The sequence below is a fragment of the Coprobacillus cateniformis genome, assembly GCF_009767585.1.
GTDB classification, from domain to species: Bacteria; Bacillota_I; Bacilli_A; order Erysipelotrichales; family Coprobacillaceae; genus Coprobacillus; species Coprobacillus cateniformis.
In genome coordinates this window covers 900,561-923,090 of the sequence record NZ_WSNW01000001.1, presented here as the reverse complement: position 1 = coordinate 923,090, position 22,530 = coordinate 900,561, and the positions used below count along the sequence as shown (strand labels likewise).

Here is a 22,530-nt window from a genome sequence, read left to right as displayed (position 1 = left end):
GGAGTATATATTATGGAAGAAGAGATTATGACAATTATATTAAATGCTGGAGATGCACGTTCCAAGTGTCTATTGGCTTTAAAGTCAGCAAGAAAGGGAGAGTTTGAAAAGGCTAAAGAGCAACTGAAACAAGTGAGTCAATCCATGATTTTAGCGCATAATGTTCAAACCAGACTGATTCAAAAAGAAATGACTGGAGAAAAACACCAAGTGAGTTTATTAATGGTACATGCTCAGGATCACTTAATGACAGCTATGGCTATTAGAGATATGGTCGAGGAAATGGTTGCTTATGCAGAAGAATTGAATAAGAAAATGGAGGAAAGATTATGATCAAGAAAATTTTATTAGCATGTTCTGGTGGATTTTCTACAAGTATGCTTGTGCAACGCATGAAAGAGGCAGCTGTTGCAAAGAATTTGAATATTGAAATATTAGCAGTTGGGGAAGACAATATTTTTGAACAGTTAGATTCTGATGTTTTATTATTAGCGCCTCAAATTGCACATAAATTAGAAGATTTATCTTCAGATTTAAATATGCCTGTTTTTACGATTGACATGATGGATTATGGAATGATGAATGGGGAAAAAGTATTAGCTGAAGTCTTAGAAAAAGTTGAATAAGGGAGAGGATAGTTATGAAAGGTACATTTGCACAAAAGTTAAGTAAAGCGGTAAGTAAATTCTCAGGAAATTTAGTTGTCAAAACAATTGCATCTGGAATGGCGAGGCTATTACCAGTCATTATGATTGGTTCAATTGTGACTTTATTAATTAGTTTACCGATTGATCCATGGCTAGCATTTTTAGAAAGTTCAGGAATTGGTTCAATTATTACTATTGGATCTAAAATGACAAACGATATTATTACAATTTATCTTGTTGTTTCATTAGCGTATGATATGGCGAGATTGTTGAAAGTCAATCAACTCAATGCTGTATTGGTTTCTATTGTCTCATTCTTTATAGTCACGCCAATGACAGAAGCAATGATTGGGGAAAAAGTTATAAAAGTTTTTACAACAACATATCTAGGTTCAAGAGGAATGTTTGTTGGAATTATTGTTGCATTGTTAGCTACATATTTGTTTTATTTATTGGCAGAGAAAGGACCAAAAATTAAAATGCCTGCCAGTGTTCCGCCAGCAATAACAGCTTCATTTGAATCATTAATACCTGCTATTGGTGTTGCTTCTTTCTTTATTCTCATTGGTGCGTTGTTTTCTATGACATCTTATGGTGATGTACATTCAGCTGTTTATGCTGTTTTACAAGCACCATTAGAAGGTTTGGGAAATTCTATTTGGGCAATGGTTTTATTAGCATTATTAGGTGAGTTCTTTTGGTTCTTTGGCATTCATGGAAGCAATGTTACAAGTGCTGCCAATAATACTTTATTTATGCCAGGAGCTATAGAAAATGCTTCTAACGTAGCAGCAGGATTACCAGCAACAAATGCAGTCAATTCATATTTTTTAGAAGCATTTAAAGGACCAAGACACTGTGTTTTATCAGCAATGTTAGCATTTATGTCTAAATCAAAACAATTAAAGGCAGTTGGAAAAATAGCAGTTGTACCAGGATTGTTTGGAATTAGTGAACCGATGAAGTTTGGAATTCCAATGGTCTTTAACCCAATTATCTTGATTCCAATGTCACTTGCTCCAGTTATTTCATTATTAATTGCTTATTTTGCTATAAAAATAGGATTCATGTCAATTGTCAGTATTGCAGTACCATGGGTTGCTCCACCTCTCATCGGTGGTTTCTTAGCAGCTGGATGGCAAGGGGCAGTTGTTCAAACTATCCAAATGATTGCAATCTTCCTTCTTTATTTACCATTCTTTAAGGTATTAGATAAACGTAAATGTGCTGAAGAAGCACAAAATGAATTACAGGCAAAAGAGGAGATTGTTTCATGACAAGAATAATAACATTAGAGGGAACATTTAACACCCGTGATATTGGTGGTATTCTTAACAAAGAAGGAAAATGCATTTGCTATAATCGTATGATTCGTTCAGATGCATTAAATAAAATAACTATACAAGATGTTGAATATCTTAAGCATTTGGGTTTAAAAACAATTGTTGATTTTAGAGGAAAACAAGAAGTCATAAAAGCTCCAGATATAAAAATAGAAGGGGTTAAGGAAATAAACTTATCTCCTAATGCTGAAGTTGCAAATCTTGCTAGTGGAAACATTGTCGATGATCAACAAAAAATTGATGCGCTTATAAAAATATCAAGTACTCAGGAAGGAAGATTGCAATTAAAAGCACGTTCTGATGAGATGAGTGAGCAGATGCGTGAATTGGTCAATAGTTCTTATGCTAACAAACAATATACATCATTTATAAATTTACTTACTGATGAAAACAATCTTCCTTTATTACATCATTGTAAAGGTGGAAAGGATAGAACTGGTTTTGCAACTATTATCACTTTATTTATTCTTGATGTCAGTTTGGAAAAAGTAAAAGAGGAATATATGTTAACGAAAGAGTGCATGGCATCAAGAAATGAAAAAAGGATGAATGAATATAGACAATATACTAATGATCCATTTGTATTAGAATATTTATCAGGTCTTATGCAAACCAAGGAAGTTTATTTTGATGCAGCAATTGATGAAATGATAAAATTGGCTGGGTCAATCCCCAATTATTTAGAAAAATATTTAGATGTGACACTAGAGAAAAAAGAAAAAATAAAACAAATATTTTTAAGTAAATAAACCATAATTCTATAGTAACTACACATATAACTGTGAAAATTATTATAATGAAGATGTGAAGATGATATCTTCATTGAAGAAGACAGTGAAATCTATATGATGATTACTGTCTTTTTATTTACAATTCCTTTTTCTATGATAAAATCAATATTTTTTGTAAAAAAGTGTTGACTTTATATCTAAATTCACCTATAATCATCCTCGGTACTCTTAGTGGAGTGCATTTATTCTGGTGAAAAATGAAACACCCGGAATTGTGTGTTAACAAGAAAGGAAAGGAGAAAAATATGCCTACAATTAATCAATTAGTCAGAAAAGGACGTAGTGAAAAAACTACTAAATCTAAATCACCTGCGTTAAATAGAGGATATAACTCATTGTTAAAAAAACCAACAAATATTAGTTCACCTCAAAAACGTGGTGTTTGTACACGTGTTGCGACTATGACACCTAAGAAACCTAACTCGGCTTTGCGTAAATATGCCCGTGTTCGTTTATCAAACGGTATGGAAGTAACAGCATATATTCCAGGAATTGGACATAACTTACAAGAACATAGTGTTGTTTTAATTCGTGGAGGACGTGTTAAAGACTTACCAGGGGTTCGTTACCATATTATTCGTGGTACTATGGACTGTGCTGGTGTAAAAGATCGTATGCAAGGACGCTCTCGTTATGGAGCAAAAAGACCTAAAAAATAAGAGATAGGAGGAATAACCGATGTCAAGAAGAGGACGCGTAGCAAAAAGAGACGTACTACCAGATCCAATTTATAATTCAAAGGTAGTTACAAAATTAATTAACAATATCATGCTTGATGGAAAAAAAGGTGTTGCTCAAAACATCTTATATGATGCTTTCCAAAAAGTTGAAGCAAAAACTGGAAATCCTGCTATGGAAGTATTTGACCAAGCAATCAACAACATTATGCCTGTACTTGAATTAAAAGTAAGACGTATTGGTGGTGCTAACTATCAAGTGCCTGTTGAAGTATCTCCAGAAAGAAGAATGACATTAGGATTAAGATGGTTAGTAAACTATTCTCGTTTAAGAAACGAAAAGAATATGGTTGACCGTTTAGCTAATGAAATCGTTGATGCATCTAATGGGACTGGAGCTTCTGTAAAGAAGAAAGAAGATACTCATAAGATGGCAGAAGCTAATAAAGCATTCGCACATTTCCGTTGGTAATATAAAGATACTATTTGAAAGGAGAAAATTATGGCTCGTGAATTTTCGTTAGAAAACACTCGTAATATTGGAATCATGGCTCATATTGATGCTGGTAAAACAACAACAACTGAACGTGTTCTTTATTACACAGGTAAGATTCATAAGATTGGTGAAACACATGATGGTGCTTCACAAATGGACTGGATGGAGCAAGAACAAGAACGTGGTATCACAATCACTTCAGCAGCAACAACTGCTCAGTGGAATGGACACCGTGTTAATATTATTGACACTCCAGGCCATGTAGACTTCACTGTTGAAGTAGAACGTTCATTACGTGTACTTGATGGTGCTGTTACAGTATTAGACTCTAAAGCTGGAGTTGAACCTCAAACTGAAACAGTTTGGCGTCAAGCAACAACTTATGGAGTACCTAGAATTGTATTCTGTAATAAAATGGATGCAACTGGTGCAGACTTCATTATGTCTGTTGAATCAATCGGTAAAAGATTAGATGCAAATGCAGTTGCTATTCAATTACCAATTGGTGCAGAAGATACATTTGAAGGATTGATTGACTTAATCAAAATGCAAGCTGTTCATTTTGAAGGTGTGAAAGGAGAAAACGTTGTTTACTCTGAAATCCCAGAAAACATGAAAGCTCAAGCTGAAGAATATCGTCAAAAAATGGTTGAAGCTGCTGCTTCATTTGATGATGATTTAATGATGAAGGTTTTAGAAGAGGAACCAGTAACTGAGGAAGAAATTAAAGCTGCTATCCGTAAAGGGGTATTAGCTGTTGAGTTATTCCCAGTATTGTGTGGTTCTGCATATAAAGATAAAGGTGTTCAAACAATGTTGGATGCAGTTATTGACTTCTTACCAGCTCCAACTGATGTCCCATCTATTAAAGGTGAAGATGAAGATGGAAATGAAATTGAAAGACATGCAAGTGATGAAGAACCATTCTCAGCATTAGCATTCAAAATCATGGCAGATCCTTTTGTTGGAAAATTAACTTTCTTCCGTGTATATTCTGGTAAAATTTCATCAGGTTCTTATATCTTGAATTCAACTAAAGATAAGAAAGAACGTTTAGGACGTATCTTACAGATGCATGCTAATACACGTAAAGAAATCGATGAAGTTTATGCAGGAGATATCGCAGCTGCTGTTGGGTTTAAAAACACAACAACTGGTGATACTATCTGTGATGAAAAGAATTTTATTATTCTTGAAAAAATGGAATTCCCTGAACCAGTTATTGAATTAGCTATTGAACCAAAGACTAAACAAGATCAAGATAAATTAGGAAATGGTTTAGCAAGATTAGCTGAAGAAGATCCAACATTCAGAGTGACAACTAACCCTGAAACTGGTGATACAATTATCGCTGGTGTAGGTGAATTACACTTAGATGTTATTGTTGATCGTTTAAAGAGAGAATTTAAAGTAGAAGCTAACGTTGGTGCTCCTCAAGTTGCTTATAGAGAAACAATTAGAGGAACTGCTGATTGTGAAGGTAAGTTTGTAAGACAATCAGGTGGTCGTGGACAATATGGTCACGTATGGATCAAATTTGAACCTAATGAAGGTAAAGGATTTGAATTCGTTGATGCTGTTGTTGGTGGAACAGTACCTAGAGAATATATCAGTTCTGTAAAATCTGGTCTTGAAGATGCTTTACAAAACGGTATGATTGCTGGATATCCAATCTTAGATATTAAAGCAACATTATTCGACGGTTCTTACCATGATGTCGATTCATCAGAGATGGCATATAAAGTTGCTGCAAGTTTAGCTTTAAAAGCTGCTGGTAAAAAATGTGATCCAGTTATCTTAGAACCAATTATGGCTGTTGAAATCACTGCGCCTGCAGAATATTTAGGAAGCGTTATGGGTGATATTTCATCTAGACGTGGTATGATTGAAGGACAGGAAGAAAGAGGAAATGCTGTTTTAGTACAAGCAAGTGTACCTTTATCTGAAATGTTTGGATATGTTACTGATTTAAGATCATTTACACAAGGTCGTGGAAACTATACTATGCAATTTGATCGTTATGAACCAGTACCAAAATCAATCAAAGAAGAAATCATTAAGAAAAATGGTGGAAACAATTAATTCTAATGAAAGTTATTGCATTTTTGTAGTAAATCATTTAGAATGTATATGTAAAAATTTAAACAAACTTATATAGGAGGAAGCTTATAATGGCTAAAGAAAAATTTGACCGCTCTAAAGCGCATGTTAATATCGGAACTATTGGTCACGTTGACCATGGTAAAACAACTTTAACTGCAGCTATCACTACAGTATTATCTAAAGATGGACAAGCTCAAGCAATGGATTATGCTGCTATCGATGCTGCACCAGAAGAAAAAGAACGTGGAATCACAATCAACACTGCACACGTTGAATACCAAACTGAAACTCGTCACTATGCACACGTTGACTGTCCAGGCCATGCAGACTACATCAAAAACATGATTACTGGTGCTGCACAAATGGATGGTGCTATCTTAGTAGTTGCTGCTACAGATGGTCCTATGCCTCAAACTAGAGAACATATCTTATTATCTCGTCAAGTAGGTGTACCATACATTATTGTATTCTTAAACAAATGTGATATGGTTGATGATGATGAATTAATCGAATTAGTTGAAATGGAAGTAAGAGAATTATTAAATGAATATGAATTCCCTGGAGATGATACTCCAATCATCCGTGGATCAGCTTTAAAAGCATTAGAAGGAGATCCAAAATGGGTTCCAGCTATCCATGAATTAATGGCTGCTGTAGATTCATATATTCCTACTCCAACTCGTGACACTGATAAACCATTCTTAATGCCAGTTGAAGATGTATTCACTATCACTGGACGTGGAACAGTTGCTACTGGACGTGTTGAAAGAGGACAATTAAAATTAAATGATCCAATCGAAATCGTTGGTATTCATGATACTGCTAACACAGTTGCTACAGGAATTGAAATGTTCCGTAAATTATTAGACTATGCTGAAGCAGGAGATAACGTAGGGGTATTATTAAGAGGTGTCAACAGAGAAGAAATCCAACGTGGACAAGTATTAGCTAAACCTGGATCAGTACACCCACACAAAAAATTCAAATGTCAAGTGTATATCTTATCTAAAGATGAAGGTGGACGTCATACTCCATTCTTCGGAAACTATAGACCTCAATTCTACTTCAGAACTACTGACGTAACTGGAGTTATCGAATTACCAGAAGGTGTAGAAATGGTTATGCCAGGAGATAACGTTGAATTAACAGTTGAATTAATCGCTCCAATCGCTATTGAAAACGGAACTAAATTCTCAATCCGTGAAGGTGGTAGAACAGTTGGTGCTGGTAACGTTTCAGAAGTTATCGAATAATCAATTTTCAATATTTAAAAAGGTATCTGTCAGGATACCTTTTTTTGTTTCTCTGTGCTAGAATAGGCTATAAGAGGGAGATGAAATTGTGATTTTTACATATCAGCAAATAGCAAGTCTTAATACAACAGAAATAGGCATATATAATTATATTATCAAGAATGTAGAGCAAATTTATAAAATGAATATTAGACAAGTTGCAGAAAAATGCCATGTATCAACAACAACTGTTTTTCGTTTTACTCAAAAATGTGGCTGTGAGGGGTTCAATGAATTTAAATGGGAGCTTAAACAATTTGTTGAAAACAATAAGATACCTACAATGGACAGTGAAATCAAAATGCTTTCGGAGTTTCTTGAGTTTTCAAAGAGTGAGGAATTTCAGGATAAAATTATTCAGTTTGCTAAGATTATATCGCAATCATTACACATTCTTTTTTTGGGAATAGGAACAAGTGGTGCGTTAGGCAAATATGGTGCGAGATTTTTTTCTAATATTGGATATTACAGTCAATGCATTGATGATCCATTTTATCCAGCACCACAAAATGATGATTATAAGAATGTACTTATTGTTTTATCTGTAAGTGGTGAAACAAAAGAAGTTATTGATCAGATTAAACATTATCAAAACAAACATTATCAAATACTTGTTATTACTGATAGTCAAGAATCGACTATAGAGAAAATGGCTGATTTAAGCATCTGCTATTGTGTCAAAAATATTATATTACCACAGACATATAACATCTCTACTCAAGTTCCTGTTGTTTATATAATTGAAAGAGTCGCAAGGGAACTTACAAAAATTGACAAATATCGTCATATCCATCAATGAAGTGTATGTAAATACACTTTTTTTGTTACCAAAGATGGTAACATGTTCCACAATGAGGAGAATATCTCTACTGACTTTGTTTATATGATAAAGTAAAAGCAGAGATAAAGGGAGGAAAGATATATGAAAGGAAAAAAGAAATTAATCTCTATGCTTTTAATGGTAGCAATGATCTTATCGTTGATACCGATGTCTGTTTATGCAGCAACTTATGTTTCAAAAGAGGAATATTTACCTAATGACGGTTATTGCTACATAGTTGATGCGAAAACTGGACAGGTTCTTCAAAGTGCAATTGATGCTAATGAACCAATGATAACAAAGAATTTAGGAAAAGATGGAAATGAATTACCAGCAAGTGCACTCTTTAAGTATTGGGCAAACAGTGATAACCCCCAATTGATTACATTTATCAATAGCGCTTCTGGTCAAGTGATTTGCCAGGATAGCAGTAGTGCATTTATTCATTGTAACGGTAATAAACCCTCTACCCCTAGTGGTTGGGAGGCTTTGACTGCAGTTGAAGATAGTTTGAATAAAGATGCAGTTCAATTGAAAGCTTATAGTGGAAAATGGGTATATATTGATGAACAAGAGCAAATGAAGTTAACGGATAATGTAAATATAGCAAGTTCATTTTATATTATACAAGCTAAATATAGTGATACGAGTCTTTATTTTGAGAGTAAAGCGACTCAAAAGTTAATCAGAGCAAGTGGGAAAAATGGAGACGCTTTAACTGTTGATGGGCAAAAAGAGAATGGTCAAATTCCTGAAGATTGCCGTTTCAATCAGATTGGATATGGTACTTTTGACAATAGAGAGGTGACTAACTTTCAATCAAAGGTTTATCCAGAATTGGCTTGGAAAACAGGATCAAGTGATTATGTATTCTTGAATAATGCACTTATTTCGAGTGGGTGGGAATCGATTATTGTTGTTCCTAATGGGGATGGGACCATCTCATTTCAAAGTTCAGAAAATAAGTCTTATTACTCAGTAGTTGAGAATAAGTTAAAACGAGGATATAATGGTGAACTCACAGATAATGAGAAGTTTATTGTTCATACGCCGCTAAGACCATCTCGTGTGATTGATGTTAATATTACAAATGTTGAAGAAAACTCAGTAAGTATAACATGGGAAGGTGTTGAGAAGACATTGTATACTGGATATCAAGTTGTTGTCACTCCAACAGCAATAGGTGGAGATGCCAAAGAAATTGTGAGCCAAGAAACAATTCATAATTCTTTAAAAGTATCCGGTTTAAAAAAAGCAACTGAATATAGTGTAAGTATTCGAACTGTCAATGGAAATTCGCCTTATTCACAAAGTGAATCTCAAAAGTTTGTTACTAACAATGAGACAACACGACTAGATAAAGTGACAGGACTATCTTGCATACAAGAAGATAATAACTTGAAGTTAAATTGGAATGCTGTTTCTGGAGCAAATGCTTATGCAATTTATCATGCCAGATCTGCATTTGATAAAGAAGGATATAAAAAGATTGCGACAGTTCAACAGGCAACAGAGTTTACGGTTAGCCAAATCGATGATAAATATAGTCATTATTATAAAGTTGTTGCTATAAATGATAAAGGTCAATCAGAACTTTCTGATGAATATACATCTTTAGAAACGACTATGTTTGGAGAGAATATGTTTATTTTTGCTCCGACTGATGAGATTTCAAAAATTGATCAGGTTGTTGCTGAAGTTTTTAGCAGACAAAATGATTACGCTAATGATGCTCAGTTTAATGAGAATCGATATTCGTTCTATTTCAAGCCAGGTGATTATACACAAACACAATGTATGAAAATTGGGTTTTATACACAAGTGGCTGGTTTAGGAAAGAGCCCATATGATGTGAAATTAAATAATATGGAAGTTCCAGCTTATTTAGATGGGAATCCAAATAAAGATCCAAATGCAGATGGACAATGGAATAATGCAACATGTAATTTCTGGCGTTCAGCAGAAAACCTTTCTATTATTAATACGGGAAATAATCAGGGGCATGCAAGTTCATGGAGTCCAGATAAGTTCAATTGGGGAGTGGCTCAAGCTGCTCCATTGCGTAGGATATATTCAGAACGGGCAGGACAATTTGATTGGAATTATGGTTGGGCATCAGGTGGTTATGTAGCTGATAGTTATTTTTCTGGAGGATTTAATGATAATGGAAATATGCTAGGATATGGATCTTTTTCACAACAACAATTCTATAGTAGAAATAATAAAATAACACGTGGGACTTATGGAGTGACTTTAAATGCTTTTTATCAAGGTGTTGACTGTAATGAGTTGGAAAGCAAGTTAAAAACTCCATTGATGAACAATAATGGTTATACCAATTGGGATATTGCTAATAGTGATGGGTCAAGACAGTGCTATACAAATATTACAACCACACCAATGATAAGAGAAAAACCATTTTTATATTTTGAGAATGGAGAATATAAGGTTTTTGTACCTGAACTTAATCAAAATACAAAAGGGATAAGTTGGTCAGAATCAGATATGGGCAAAGGGAAAACTCTTTCTTTAAATGATTTCTACATTGCTAAAGAAGGGAATAAAGCAACTGAGATTAATCAGGCGTTAAATGATGGTAAGCACATCTTCTTTACTCCAGGAATCTATCATGCTGAGGAAGTTATCAAAGTGAATCGTCCAAATACAATTTTATTGGGAAGTGGAATGGCATCTATCATACCAGATAATACATATGCTGCTATGGAAGTGGCTGATGTTGATGGAGTGACTTTAGCAGGAATCATTTTTGATGCAGGTACATATTCAGATTATTTGTTAAAAGTGGGTCAATCAGGATCGAACATTGATCATTCAAAAAATCCAACATTACTTGCCGATTTGTTTTTCAGAGTTGGTGGAACAACAAAAAGTTTAACAAAAGCAGATATAGCTTTAGAAATCAATAGTGATAATGTGATAGGAGACCATTTCTGGATTTGGCGTGCTGATCATGGAGCTGGAGTTGGCTGGGAAGGAAATGAATCTAGACATGGACTTGTTGTTAATGGTGATAGCGTGACATGTTATGGTTTGTTTAATGAACATTTCCAAGATTACACAACATTATGGAATGGCGAAAAGGGAGCAACCTATTTTTATCAGAATGAAACGGCTTATGATCCTCAAAATCAGAGTGATTGGATGAGCCATAATGGAACAGTGAAAGGCTATGCATCATATAAAGTAGCAAATAAAGTAAAGGAACACTATGCAGTAGGATTAGGTATATATAATGTCTTCATTAATACAAATGGAGCAGCCATTGAATTAGATAATGCTATTGAAGTTCCTAATCGTCAAAATGTTTTAATTGAAAATGCATGTATTCAAACATTTGCGAAAACGGATGGCCCATTGGTAAAGATAAATAGTGTTATCAACGGAGTAGGGGGATTTGTCAGTAGTGGTAAAAATCCTGAAACTGGTGAAGTTGGTACTGGATGGATAACAAAAGATAATTTTATCTTAAGTTACACAAATGGAACATGTATAAGTGGTTTTAATGGAAGTCAAGTTTATACAAATGTGCCAAATCCAACAGATGATTAATAAAAAATAATAGGAATCAAAGATATCTTTTAGAAATAAGAGATATCTTTATTTATAATTTTGAATATGCTAGAATAGCAAGTAATGGAGGTATTATAATGAAACAATTATTTTTCTTTGATATAGATGGAACTTTAATCGATTGTAATAAGGATATTTATTCGATTCAGACTTCAACTCGTTCTGCTTTAGATCAATTAAAAGAACAAGGAGATGATGTTTTTTTAGCGACTGGGCGTTGTAAATGCTTTATTGTTGATGGTGTTATGGATTATCCATTCAGTGGGTATGTAACTTGTAATGGAGCCTATGTAGAATACCAAGGTAAATGTGTTTATAAAAATATAATTCCAAGTGAAGCCATTCAAAAGACACATGAGCTTTGTTTAGAAAGAAATATGGCATATTATTTTGAAGGAAATGATTATATTTATGTTTTGAATAAAACCAATCCTAAACATATTGAATTTAAAGACAATTGGGGAATGAAAGACGAAACGATAGTTGATAGTTTTGATTTTAAGAATATTGAAACATATATTGGGATGATTGTCATTAATTCTAAGGAGGATATAGAGCCAATGGTGAATGCATTATCACCTTATTTTAATATTCAAAGACATCAAAGTGAATTTTCTTTTGATCTGACTTTAAGAGGTGAATCAAAAGCTAAGGGAATTTTAGAGTTAGTGAAGCATCTCAATAGATCAATTCAAGATACAGTGGCTTTTGGGGATGGTCGTAATGATATTGAGATGTTATCAGAAGTTGGTTTAGGCATTGCAATGGGGAATGCTGCAATTGAGGCAAAGCATGTCGCAGATTTTATTACTGATGATGTAGATAAGGATGGAATTGTGAAAGCACTTCATCACTTTTCACTGTTAAAGCCGAGATAAATTGATTATTTCATGATAGTTGTTGAAATTGCTTCATCAATTTGGTAAAATAAGTGTACAGATAAAATCTGAATTTTGCTTATCAAAGGAGAAATAAAAATGGATGAACAAGAACAAGTAGTAATTAACCTTATCGTTAATAGTGGTAGTGCACGTAGCTCAGCTATTGAAGCAATTCAATATGCAAAAGCTGGAGATCTAGATAAGGCTGCAGAATCTTTACAACAAGCTAAAGAAACAGTAAATGAAGCACATCATGCTCAAACTGAATTAATTCAAGCAGAAATTAGAGGAGAAAAAGCTCCATTAAATTTATTAATGGTTCATGCTCAAGACCATTTAATGACTGCATTAGTAGTTATTGACTTGGCACAAGAGTTTGTAGATTTATACAAAAAAGTAGGTTAATTATAACTTGACTTTTCATGAGGTTTCTCCTAAAGAGAAACCTTTTTCTTTATTGAATAAAGTATTTATAAAAAAATGAAAAAATATTTAAAAAGTTGTTGACTTATTTATTATATTCGTGTAAGATATAGAAGTCGGCTCGAGAGAGATGCGACAAATCGAAAACAAGGACATTGAAAACTAAACAGAAAACACGTCAAAGAAAGTAGTAAGAAAAAAGAGTCAAGAGAACAAGTTATTGTTTGAGATAAACAATGGAGAGTTTGATCCTGGCTCAGGATGAACGCTGGCGGCGTGCCTAATACATGCAAGTCGAACGCACTGATTTTATCAGTGAGTGGCGAACGGGTGAGTAATACATAAGTAACCTGCCCTCATGAGGGGGATAACTATTAGAAATGATAGCTAAGACCGCATAGGTGAAGGGGTCGCATGACCGCTTCATTAAATATCCGTATGGATAGCAGGAGGATGGACTTATGGCGCATTAGCTGGTTGGTGAGGTAACGGCTCACCAAGGCGACGATGCGTAGCCGACCTGAGAGGGTGGACGGCCACACTGGGACTGAGACACGGCCCAGACTCCTACGGGAGGCAGCAGTAGGGAATTTTCGGCAATGGGGGAAACCCTGACCGAGCAACGCCGCGTGAGGGAAGAAGTATTTCGGTATGTAAACCTCTGTTATAAAGGAAGAACGGTATGAATAGGAAATGATTCATAAGTGACGGTACTTTATGAGAAAGCCACGGCTAACTACGTGCCAGCAGCCGCGGTAATACGTAGGTGGCGAGCGTTATCCGGAATCATTGGGCGTAAAGAGGGAGCAGGCGGCAATAGAGGTCTGCGGTGAAAGCCTGAAGCTAAACTTCAGTAAGCCGTGGAAACCAAATAGCTAGAGTGCAGTAGAGGATCGTGGAATTCCATGTGTAGCGGTGAAATGCGTAGATATATGGAGGAACACCAGTGGCGAAGGCGACGATCTGGGCTGCAACTGACGCTCAGTCCCGAAAGCGTGGGGAGCAAATAGGATTAGATACCCTAGTAGTCCACGCCGTAAACGATGAGTACTAAGTGTTGGGGGTCAAACCTCAGTGCTGCAGTTAACGCAATAAGTACTCCGCCTGAGTAGTACGTTCGCAAGAATGAAACTCAAAGGAATTGACGGGGGCCCGCACAAGCGGTGGAGCATGTGGTTTAATTCGAAGCAACGCGAAGAACCTTACCAGGTCTTGACATACCTCTAAAGGCTCTAGAGATAGAGAGATAGCTATAGGGGATACAGGTGGTGCATGGTTGTCGTCAGCTCGTGTCGTGAGATGTTGGGTTAAGTCCCGCAACGAGCGCAACCCTTGTCGCTAGTTACCATCATTAAGTTGGGGACTCTAGCGAGACTGCCTCTGCAAGGAGGAGGAAGGCGGGGATGACGTCAAATCATCATGCCCCTTATGACCTGGGCTACACACGTGCTACAATGGACGGATCAAAGGGAAGCGAAGCCGCGAGGTGGAGCGAAACCCAAAAACCCGTTCTCAGTTCGGACTGCAGTCTGCAACTCGACTGCACGAAGTTGGAATCGCTAGTAATCGCGAATCAGAATGTCGCGGTGAATACGTTCTCGGGCCTTGTACACACCGCCCGTCACACCATGAGAGTTGGTAACACCCGAAGCCGGTGGCTTAACCGCAAGGAGAGAGCTGTCTAAGGTGGGACTGATGATTAGGGTGAAGTCGTAACAAGGTATCCCTACGGGAACGTGGGGATGGATCACCTCCTTTCTAGGGAGAAGAGCGTGAGTTTCTGTTTAGTTTTGAGTGAGCTTGAAGAGGGCGAACTCAGGGAACATTGAAAACTGAATAGTAATCTAGTAAAAACAAAACTTTTTACAAACGAAAAGATAAGATGAAAGAAACGAGATCAGGAATAGAAATTCATGAGAAGGTTGAATCATCTAGTCAAAGTGGTAAAAAAACTAAGATAACAAGCTGAGTGATCGAGAGATCACGAAACAAAAAAACAAGTAGAACTTGAACACTTTAGGTTAAGTAAGAAAGAGCGTATGGCGAATGCCTAGGCACAAAGAGGCGAAGAAGGACGCAGCAAACGGCGAAACGCGACGGCGAGCAGTAAGCAGGCAAGGACCCGTCGATGTCCGAATGGGGGAACCCGGCATCCGTAATGGGATGTCAGCGCATGATGAATAAATAGTGATGCGTGGCGAGACGCAGGGAACTGAAACATCTCAGTACCTGCAGGAGAAGAAAGTAAAGAACGATTCCGTAAGTAGCGGCGAGCGAAAGCGGAGGAGCCCAAACCATCGCAAAGATGGGGTTATAGGGCTGTCAGCGAAGCAGACATGACATGATAGGAGAAGCTTCTGGGAAGGAGCGACGAAGAGGGTGACATTCCCGTATCCGAAATCGTGAAGTGATGCGAGACAGTACCTGAGTACGTCGGGGCACGTGGAATCCTGACGGAATTATCGAGGACCATCTCGAAAGGCTAAATACTCCTTTGTGACCGATAGTGAACCAGTACCGTGAGGGAAAGGTGAAAAGAACCCCGGGAGGGGAGTGAAAGAGAACCTGAAACCATATGCTTACAAGAAGTCAGAGCCCGTTAAGGGGTGATGGCGTGCCTTTTGTAGAATGAGCCGGCGAGTTATGATATGCAGCGAGGTTAAGCAGGAGATGCGGAGCCGAAGCGAAAGCGAGTCTGAATAGGGCGAGAGTTGTATGTCATAGACCCGAAACCGAGTGATCTAGCCATGATCAGGTTGAAGTTGGGGTAAAACCCGATGGAGGACCGAACCGACCCCCGTTGAAACGTTGGCGGATGAATTGTGGCTAGGGGTGAAATTCCAAACGAACTCGGAGATAGCTGGTTCTCCCCGAAATAGCTTTAGGGCTAGCGTCAGAGTGAAAGTTATGTGAAGGTAGAGCACTGAATATGTGATGGCCTCATCCCGAGGTACTGAATATAATCAAACTCCGAATGTCACAGGAACATATCTGGCAGTCAGACTGCGGGTGATAAGGTCCGTAGTCAAAAGGGAAACAGCCCAGACCATCAGCTAAGGTCCCAAAATATATGCTAAGTGGAAAAGGATGTGGAGATGTCCAGACAACCAGGAGGTTGGCTCAGAAGCAGCCACCCTTTAAAGAGTGCGTAACAGCTCACTGGTCGAATGACTCTGCGCCGAAAATTTACCGGGGCTAAGCATAATACCGAAGCTATGGATTTATACGACAAGTATAAGTGGTAGGGGAGCGTTCCTGTCAGCGAGGAAGCATGACCGCAAGGACATGTGGAGCGGCAGGAAGAGAGAATGCCGGTGTGAGTAGCGGAACGTGGGTGAGAATCCCACGCACCGAATACCCAAGGTTTCCAGAGGAAGGTTCGTCCGCTCTGGGTAAGTCGGGACCTAAGGCGAGGCCGAAAGGCGTAGTCGATGGACAACGGGTGGAGATTCCCGTACCTGATGAAGAGGCAATGGAGTGACGGAGCAGGCTAGGCGATCCAGCTGCTGGAATAGCTGGTGCAAGCGAGGTAGGGGACATCCAGGCAAATCCGGATGTTGAAACCCGAAGGCGTGACGCGTATGGAACATTACGATAAGTACAGAAGTCGCCGAAGCAAGCTTCCAAGAAAAGCTTCTAGCAATCAACTCTTTGTCAGCCCGTACCGAAAATGGACACACATGGGTGAGGAGAGAATCCTAAGGTGAGCGAGAGAACTATAGCTAAGGAACTCTGCAAAATGACTCCGTAACTTCGGGAGAAGGAGTGCTCATTGAGAGATGAGCCGCAGTAAAACGGCCCAAGCGACTGTTTACCAAAAACACAGCTCTCTGCCAAGACGCAAGTCGAAGTATAGGGGGTGACGCCTGCCCGGTGCTGGAAGGTTAAGAGGAGTGGTCAGCGCAAGCGAAGCCATGAATTGAAGCCCCAGTAAACGGCGGCCGTAACTATAACGGTCCTAAGGTAGCGAAATTCCTTGTCAGGTAAGTTCTGACCCGCACGAAAGGCGTAACGATTTGGGCGCTGTCTCAGCTGTAGACTCGGTGAAGTCTTAGTACCTGTGAAGATGCAGGTTACCCGCGACTAGACGGAAAGACCCCATGGAGCTTTACTGTAGCTTGATATTGGATTTTGATGCATGATGTACAGGATAGGTAGGAGACGAAGAGACGGATACGCCAGTATTCGAGGAGTCGCCGTTGGGATACTACCCTTCATGTATTGAAGTTCTAACCGGACGCCATAAGCTGGCGACGGGACAGTGTCAGGTGGGCAGTTTGACTGGGGCGGTCGCCTCCCAAAGAGTAACGGAGGCGCCCAAAGATACCCTCAGCATGGTTGGAAATCATGCGTAGAGTGCAAAGGCAAAAGGGTGTTTGACTGCGAGACCAACAAGTCGAGCAGGGACGAAAGTCGGGCTTAGTGATCCGGCGGTGCCGAATGGAAGGGCCGTCGCTCAACGGATAAAAGCTACCCTGGGGATAACAGGCTGATCTCCCCCAAGAGTTCACATCGACGGGGAGGTTTGGCACCTCGATGTCGGCTCATCGCATCCTGGAGCTGAAGTCGGTTCCAAGGGTTGGGCTGTTCGCCCATTAAAGCGGTACGCGAGCTGGGTTCAGAACGTCGTGAGACAGTTCGGTCCCTATCTGTCGTGGGCGTAGGAAGTTTGAGGAGAGCTGCCCTCAGTACGAGAGGACCGGGGTGGACAGACCAATGGTGCACCAGTTGTCACGCCAGTGGCACAGCTGGGTAGCTAAGTCTGGAAGGGATAAACGCTGAAGGCATCTAAGTGTGAAGCCCCCTCCAAGATGAGACTTCCCATTCTTCGGAAGTAAGACCCCTCAAAGACGATGAGGTTGATAGGTCAGAGGTGTAAGCGCAGCGATGTGCGAAGCTGACTGATACTAATAGGTCGAGGACTTAACCAGAAGAAGGTTGTTCAAGAAGAAGGCGAGATTACTGTTCAGTTTTGAGTGCTCCGAGAGGAAGGCACCAGGAGAGATCTGGTAGCGATAGCATGATGGAAACACCTGTACCCATCCCGAACACAGAAGTTAAGCATCATAACGGCGACGATAGTGAGCAATCGCGACAATAGCAAGCTGCCAGTTCACTTCGGATATCCACACTGGATATCCTTTTTTTTGTTTTAAGAGGTTCTCCAAAAAGGAGAGCTTTTTACTAACTGATTTAATAAAGGTATTTCTTAATACTTTCTTATTTCTACTTTGTATATTAAACTACATATTCTGTAAAATTGACAAAACTGTTGTAGACTATTAAGTGGATAATCTACTCTAAAAGATTGACAGATGAATAGAAATATTTTCACAGGATGGAAGCATATGAATGTGATGTAGTCATTAGTGATCAAAATACTTTTCCAGAGCGAATGATGGTGAACTTATAGCTGCAGAAATTAGAGGTATAACGTCTCTTGTGATGGCTAATTAAACAAATATAAGGAATAGAACTTTTTACTGTATCAAGAGTACGAGTTTGTTCTTACAGAGGAATAACTGAGTGAGATGTGAGTCAAAATCACAATTTAAGAGTTTTATATTGTATAGGAAATCGACTTGTTTTGAATCTGTCTTCAACTCCCTCAAAAATAGGTAGTAAAATTAAATTTGATGTAGAAATGATGAGAAATTTAAACTTGTTCTATTCAGCTAAACCTTTATCACAACCAACTATTACCTAGCAAGGAAGTATTCTTTAGGTATGAAATGTTGATTGATAATAGATGCAGGAAAACCAATACTCTCCAAATAAATGGATGGAAAATGGTGAAAATGCAAATATATCAACAGAAAGATCCAAATAAGGAGATGTAAGCTTTAGCTATAGTGATTCCCTAGAGGAACATATACGAATAAAGTCTTATCAGCAAGAGGAATATGGTATGTAAAAGCAGTTGTTGAAGAAACAAATAATTATAAAGGCTTAGAAGAGATAAAATGTTTATGTTTAAACATTTTATTGTAGATCCTAATAAACCAAAAAATAAGAAATATCAAATGACTATCTAGGAGGATTTGTATTATTGAATGTTTTGTCAGTCAGATTTGTAGCAATATTTATAGGAAAAAAATATCTAAGAGATAAATTATGATATTGATAGTTATGAACTGTTTTAAAAATTTATATATATAATCAGTAAGTCTTTATTGGATTTACTGATTTTTTTATTAAAAAGAAAGTTAATCATTATGTTGCCTTATTTATGGAATTTGAGATGAACAATAAATAATAGATGTCTAAAAATGAAAATAGAAAATAAAATAAAGCCAATTTCTAATGGAAAATGAATTTAAAGGAGTCATTAGTCATGAGTTAGAAATGATTAAAAAGTCTTTGAATTGTAAGTATAAAATATTTGAAAAAAAGTTAAAAAACGCTTGATTTATCAATGTTTTTAGTGTAAAATACACATGTTGTGAAATGCGAAGAAGTGCGAGGTTGCTGAAACGCTGATAGCCGTTGTCATGAGCGGAAGGGTGATTTCAGGTAATTCGTGCAGAGCAGCCAATTTAATTGGCAAACAGAAGGAGGAATAATTCATGGCAAACAACAAAATTAGAATCAGATTGAAATCATTTGATCACAAAATCTTAGATGCTTCTGCAGAAAAGATTGTAGCAGCTGCTAAAAAATCAGGTGCTCAAGTAGTAGGTCCAGTACCTCTACCAACTGAAAAAGAAGTTTATACTATCTTAAGAGCGGTACACAAGTATAAAGATTCACGTGAACAATTTGAAATCAGAACTCACAAACGTTTAATTGACATTGTGAATCCTACACCAGAAACAGTTGATGTATTAACTCGTTTAGAATTACCAAGTGGTGTAGATATTGAAATTAAATTATAAGGAAAGGTTGAGGTGTAACTCATGAAAGGAATCTTAGGTCGTAAGATTGGAATGACTCAAGTTTTCACTACTGATGGAAAGCTTATCCCTGTAACTGTTGTAGAAGCAACTTCAAATGTTGTTTTACAAAAGAAGACAGTTGCTACTGATGGATATGATGCAATCCAAGTTGGTTTTGAAGATAAGAGAGAAAAATTAGCAACTAAAGCTCATAAAGGACATGTTGCAAAAGCTGAAACAGCTCCTAAGCGCTTCATTAAAGAATTTCGTTATGACGAAATGATGAGTTATGAAGTTGGTCAAGAAATTAAAGTTGATAGCTTTGTAGCTGGTGAAGTTGTAGATGTAACTGGAACTAGCAAAGGTAAAGGTTATCAAGGTGTTATAAAAAGACATGGACAAAGTATTGGTCCTAAGGGACATGGTTCAGGTGCTCACAGAATCGTTGGTTCAATGGGTCCTATCGCTCCTAATAGAATCGCTCCAGGTAAAAAGTTACCAGGACAAATGGGGAATGTAACAAGAACTGTTCAAAACTTAGAAATCGTTGCAGTAGATGTAGAAAACAACGTTTTATTAATCAGTGGATCTATTCCAGGTCCTAAAAAAGGTTTAGTAGTTGTGAAAACAGCTGTTAAAGCTAACGGTAAGGTAAATCCTGCTGAAGATTTAATTGTCTATGAAACTGAAGAAGAAATCGTAGAAAGCCCAGTAGTAGAAGAAACTACTGAAGCAGCTGAAGCTGCTGCTGAATAATGAAGCGAAAGGAGGAAAACTAATGTTAAAAGTTGCAGTATATAACCAAGAAGGTAAACAAGTAAAAGATACAGAATTAAATGAATTAGTATTTGGTATCGAACCAAACAACCAAGCAATCTTTGATATGGTCTTACTACAAAGAGCTTCATGGAGACAAGGAACTCATAAAGTCAAAAACCGTACTGAAGTCAGAGGTGGAGGAAGAAAACCATGGAGACAAAAAGGTACAGGTAGAGCTAGACAAGGATCTATCCGCGCTCCACAATGGAGAGGTGGGGGAGTTGTATTTGGTCCTACACCAAGAAGCTATACATTTAAGTTAAATAGAAAAGTAAGACAATTAGCTTTAAAATCGGCTTTAAGTCAAAAAGTTATTGATAATGAAATGACAGTATTAGATACTATCACTTTAAATGCTCCTAAAACAAAAGATATGATTAAAGTATTAGAAAATTTAGAAGCAAATAGAAAAACATTAATCGTTATGGACGAAGTTAATGAAAATGTGACTTTATCTGCAAGAAATATTCCTGGAGTTAAAGTTATTGATTCAAAAGGTCTTAACGTATATGATATCTTAGATTGTACTAAGTTAGTTATAACTGAAGGTGCAATCAAGGCTGTTGAGGAGGTATTGGCATAATGGCACATATTACTGATGTTTTAAAGAAACCAGTACTTACTGAAAAATCTTTAATGTTACAACAAGCAGAAAACAAATATACATTTGATGTAGAAATCACTGCTAACAAAACAGAAGTGAAACAAGCAGTTGAAAAAATGTTTGATGTAAAAGTTGAAAGTGTAAACATTATGAATGTAGCACCTAAAACAAAAAGAATGGGTAAATACGTTGGAAAAACAAACAAAAGAAGAAAAGCTATCGTTAAATTAAAAGAAGGATCTGAAATTAATTTATTCGGTGAAGAATAAAACTTCGACTATTGGAATGAAACTCCATTCCAGAAAAGAAAAATAAGGAGGAACAAAGATGGCTATTAAAGCATACAAGCCTACGACAAACGGTCGTCGTAATATGACTTCTTTAACTTATGAAGAAATTACAACAAATAAGCCAGAGAAATCATTGACTATCCGTTTATCTAAAAAGGGTGGACGTAATAATCAAGGTGTTATCACTACTCGTCATCATGGTGGTGGACACAAACGTTTATATCGTATTATCGATTTCAAACGTAATAAAGATGATATTGTTGGAACAGTTGCAACAATTGAATATGATCCTAACAGATCAGCAAACATTGCATTAATTCATTATGCAGATGGTGAAAAGAGATATATTCTTGCTCCTAAAGGGTTAGAAGTAGGAATGAAAATCGTATCAGGAGATAATGCTGATATCATTGTTGGAAACTGTTTACCAATGGGAAATATGCCTGAAGGTACAGTTATTCACAATATTGAAATGCAACCAGGTAAAGGTGGACAAGTGGCTAGATCAGCTGGTGTGTCTGCTCAAATCTTAGGTAAAGAAGGAAAATATGTCACTGTAAGATTAGCTTCTGGTGAAGTTAGAAAATTCTTAGCTGTTTGTAGAGCAACAGTTGGTGTTGTTGGAAACGAAGACTATGGATTAGTTAACTATGGTAAAGCTGGTCGTAACAGATGGAGAGGTATTAGACCAACAGTACGTGGTTCAGTAATGAATCCTAATGATCACCCTCATGGTGGTGGTGAAGGTAGAACTTCAATTGGTCGTAAAGCTCCAATGACTCCTTGGGGTAAAAAAGCTCTTGGAGTTAAAACTAGAAATAGTAAAAAAGCTTCAAATAAAATGATCGTGCGTCGTCGTAACGGTAAATAGAAGGAGG

General features: G+C 37.3%; 17 protein-coding genes and 3 rRNA genes. All 20 read left to right on the top strand.

All coding sequences use genetic code 11. From position 1 onward, the window contains the following. Positions 1 to 12: 12 nt before the first annotated feature. The 20 genes from GQF29_RS04740 to rplB all read left to right on the top strand — a co-directional run bounded on the left by GQF29_RS04740 (position 13) and on the right by rplB (position 22,523). A complete protein-coding gene (locus GQF29_RS04740; RefSeq protein ID WP_008789980.1) occupies positions 13 to 333 on the top strand; it encodes a PTS lactose/cellobiose transporter subunit IIA in 321 nt (106 codons plus the stop codon). Further along, the gene (locus tag GQF29_RS04735; protein WP_008789979.1) at positions 330 to 626 is read left to right on the top strand and encodes a PTS sugar transporter subunit IIB; all 297 of its coding nucleotides are present in this window, start codon (positions 330 to 332) and stop codon (positions 624 to 626) included. Before GQF29_RS04740 ends, GQF29_RS04735 begins: the two co-directional genes overlap by 4 nt. Positions 627 to 640: 14 nt before the next feature. Further along, positions 641 to 1,924: a PTS sugar transporter subunit IIC gene (locus GQF29_RS04730; RefSeq protein WP_008789978.1), complete on the top strand. Its 1,284-nt coding sequence runs from the start codon at positions 641 to 643 to the stop codon at positions 1,922 to 1,924. Next, positions 1,921 to 2,739: a tyrosine-protein phosphatase gene (locus GQF29_RS04725; protein ID WP_008789977.1), complete on the top strand. Its 819-nt coding sequence runs from the start codon at positions 1,921 to 1,923 to the stop codon at positions 2,737 to 2,739. The genes GQF29_RS04730 and GQF29_RS04725 overlap by 4 nt, the downstream gene beginning before the upstream one ends. A 287-nt stretch (positions 2,740 to 3,026) precedes the next feature. Further along, positions 3,027 to 3,440 carry a 30S ribosomal protein S12 gene (gene rpsL / locus GQF29_RS04720; RefSeq protein WP_008789976.1) on the top strand — a complete coding sequence of 138 codons (414 nt, stop codon included), beginning with the start codon at positions 3,027 to 3,029 and terminating at the stop codon, positions 3,438 to 3,440. 19 nt (positions 3,441 to 3,459) lie between these two features. After that, positions 3,460 to 3,930 carry a 30S ribosomal protein S7 gene (gene rpsG / locus GQF29_RS04715; protein WP_008789975.1) on the top strand — a complete coding sequence of 157 codons (471 nt, stop codon included), beginning with the start codon at positions 3,460 to 3,462 and terminating at the stop codon, positions 3,928 to 3,930. A gap of 30 nt (positions 3,931 to 3,960) precedes the next feature. Beyond that, the gene (gene fusA / locus GQF29_RS04710) at positions 3,961 to 6,036 is read left to right on the top strand and encodes an elongation factor G (protein ID WP_008789974.1); all 2,076 of its coding nucleotides are present in this window, start codon (positions 3,961 to 3,963) and stop codon (positions 6,034 to 6,036) included. An 89-nt stretch (positions 6,037 to 6,125) separates the two neighbouring features. Further along, the gene (gene tuf, locus GQF29_RS04705) at positions 6,126 to 7,310 is read left to right on the top strand and encodes an elongation factor Tu (protein WP_008789973.1); all 1,185 of its coding nucleotides are present in this window, start codon (positions 6,126 to 6,128) and stop codon (positions 7,308 to 7,310) included. An 88-nt stretch (positions 7,311 to 7,398) separates the two neighbouring features. Further along, complete coding sequence (locus tag GQF29_RS04700; RefSeq protein ID WP_008789972.1) at positions 7,399 to 8,148, top strand: MurR/RpiR family transcriptional regulator; 750 nt, start codon at positions 7,399 to 7,401, stop codon at positions 8,146 to 8,148. A gap of 123 nt (positions 8,149 to 8,271) precedes the next feature. Beyond that, complete coding sequence (locus GQF29_RS04695; RefSeq protein WP_117769095.1) at positions 8,272 to 11,739, top strand: fibronectin type III domain-containing protein; 3,468 nt, start codon at positions 8,272 to 8,274, stop codon at positions 11,737 to 11,739. Between the two features lie 98 nt (positions 11,740 to 11,837). Further along, positions 11,838 to 12,638, top strand: coding sequence for an HAD family hydrolase (locus tag GQF29_RS04690; RefSeq protein ID WP_008789970.1), 801 nt, complete (start codon positions 11,838 to 11,840; stop codon positions 12,636 to 12,638). Between the two features lie 99 nt (positions 12,639 to 12,737). Next, positions 12,738 to 13,046, top strand: a complete 309-nt coding sequence (locus GQF29_RS04685) for a PTS sugar transporter subunit IIA (protein WP_008789969.1) — start codon at positions 12,738 to 12,740, stop codon at positions 13,044 to 13,046. Between the two features lie 251 nt (positions 13,047 to 13,297). Next, a 16S ribosomal RNA gene (locus GQF29_RS04680) occupies positions 13,298 to 14,822 on the top strand. 261 nt (positions 14,823 to 15,083) lie between these two features. After that, a 23S ribosomal RNA gene (locus tag GQF29_RS04675) occupies positions 15,084 to 17,995 on the top strand. 74 nt (positions 17,996 to 18,069) lie between these two features. Further along, positions 18,070 to 18,178, top strand: a 5S ribosomal RNA gene (gene rrf / locus GQF29_RS04670). Together the 16S, 23S and 5S rRNA genes form the textbook arrangement of a ribosomal RNA operon. A gap of 1,452 nt (positions 18,179 to 19,630) precedes the next feature. Further along, on the top strand, positions 19,631 to 19,939 hold the full coding sequence (gene rpsJ, locus GQF29_RS04665) for a 30S ribosomal protein S10 (protein ID WP_008790820.1): 309 nt from the start codon (positions 19,631 to 19,633) through the stop codon (positions 19,937 to 19,939). Positions 19,940 to 19,960: 21 nt separating this feature from the next. Further along, a complete protein-coding gene (gene rplC, locus GQF29_RS04660; RefSeq protein ID WP_008790819.1) occupies positions 19,961 to 20,695 on the top strand; it encodes a 50S ribosomal protein L3 in 735 nt (244 codons plus the stop codon). 22 nt (positions 20,696 to 20,717) lie between these two features. Further along, positions 20,718 to 21,341, top strand: coding sequence for a 50S ribosomal protein L4 (gene rplD / locus GQF29_RS04655; protein ID WP_008790818.1), 624 nt, complete (start codon positions 20,718 to 20,720; stop codon positions 21,339 to 21,341). Continuing rightward, a complete protein-coding gene (rplW, locus tag GQF29_RS04650) occupies positions 21,341 to 21,631 on the top strand; it encodes a 50S ribosomal protein L23 (protein WP_008790817.1) in 291 nt (96 codons plus the stop codon). Before rplD ends, rplW begins: the two co-directional genes overlap by 1 nt. A gap of 58 nt (positions 21,632 to 21,689) precedes the next feature. Then, positions 21,690 to 22,523, top strand: a complete 834-nt coding sequence (gene rplB / locus GQF29_RS04645; RefSeq protein WP_008790816.1) for a 50S ribosomal protein L2 — start codon at positions 21,690 to 21,692, stop codon at positions 22,521 to 22,523. Positions 22,524 to 22,530 lie beyond the last annotated feature (7 nt).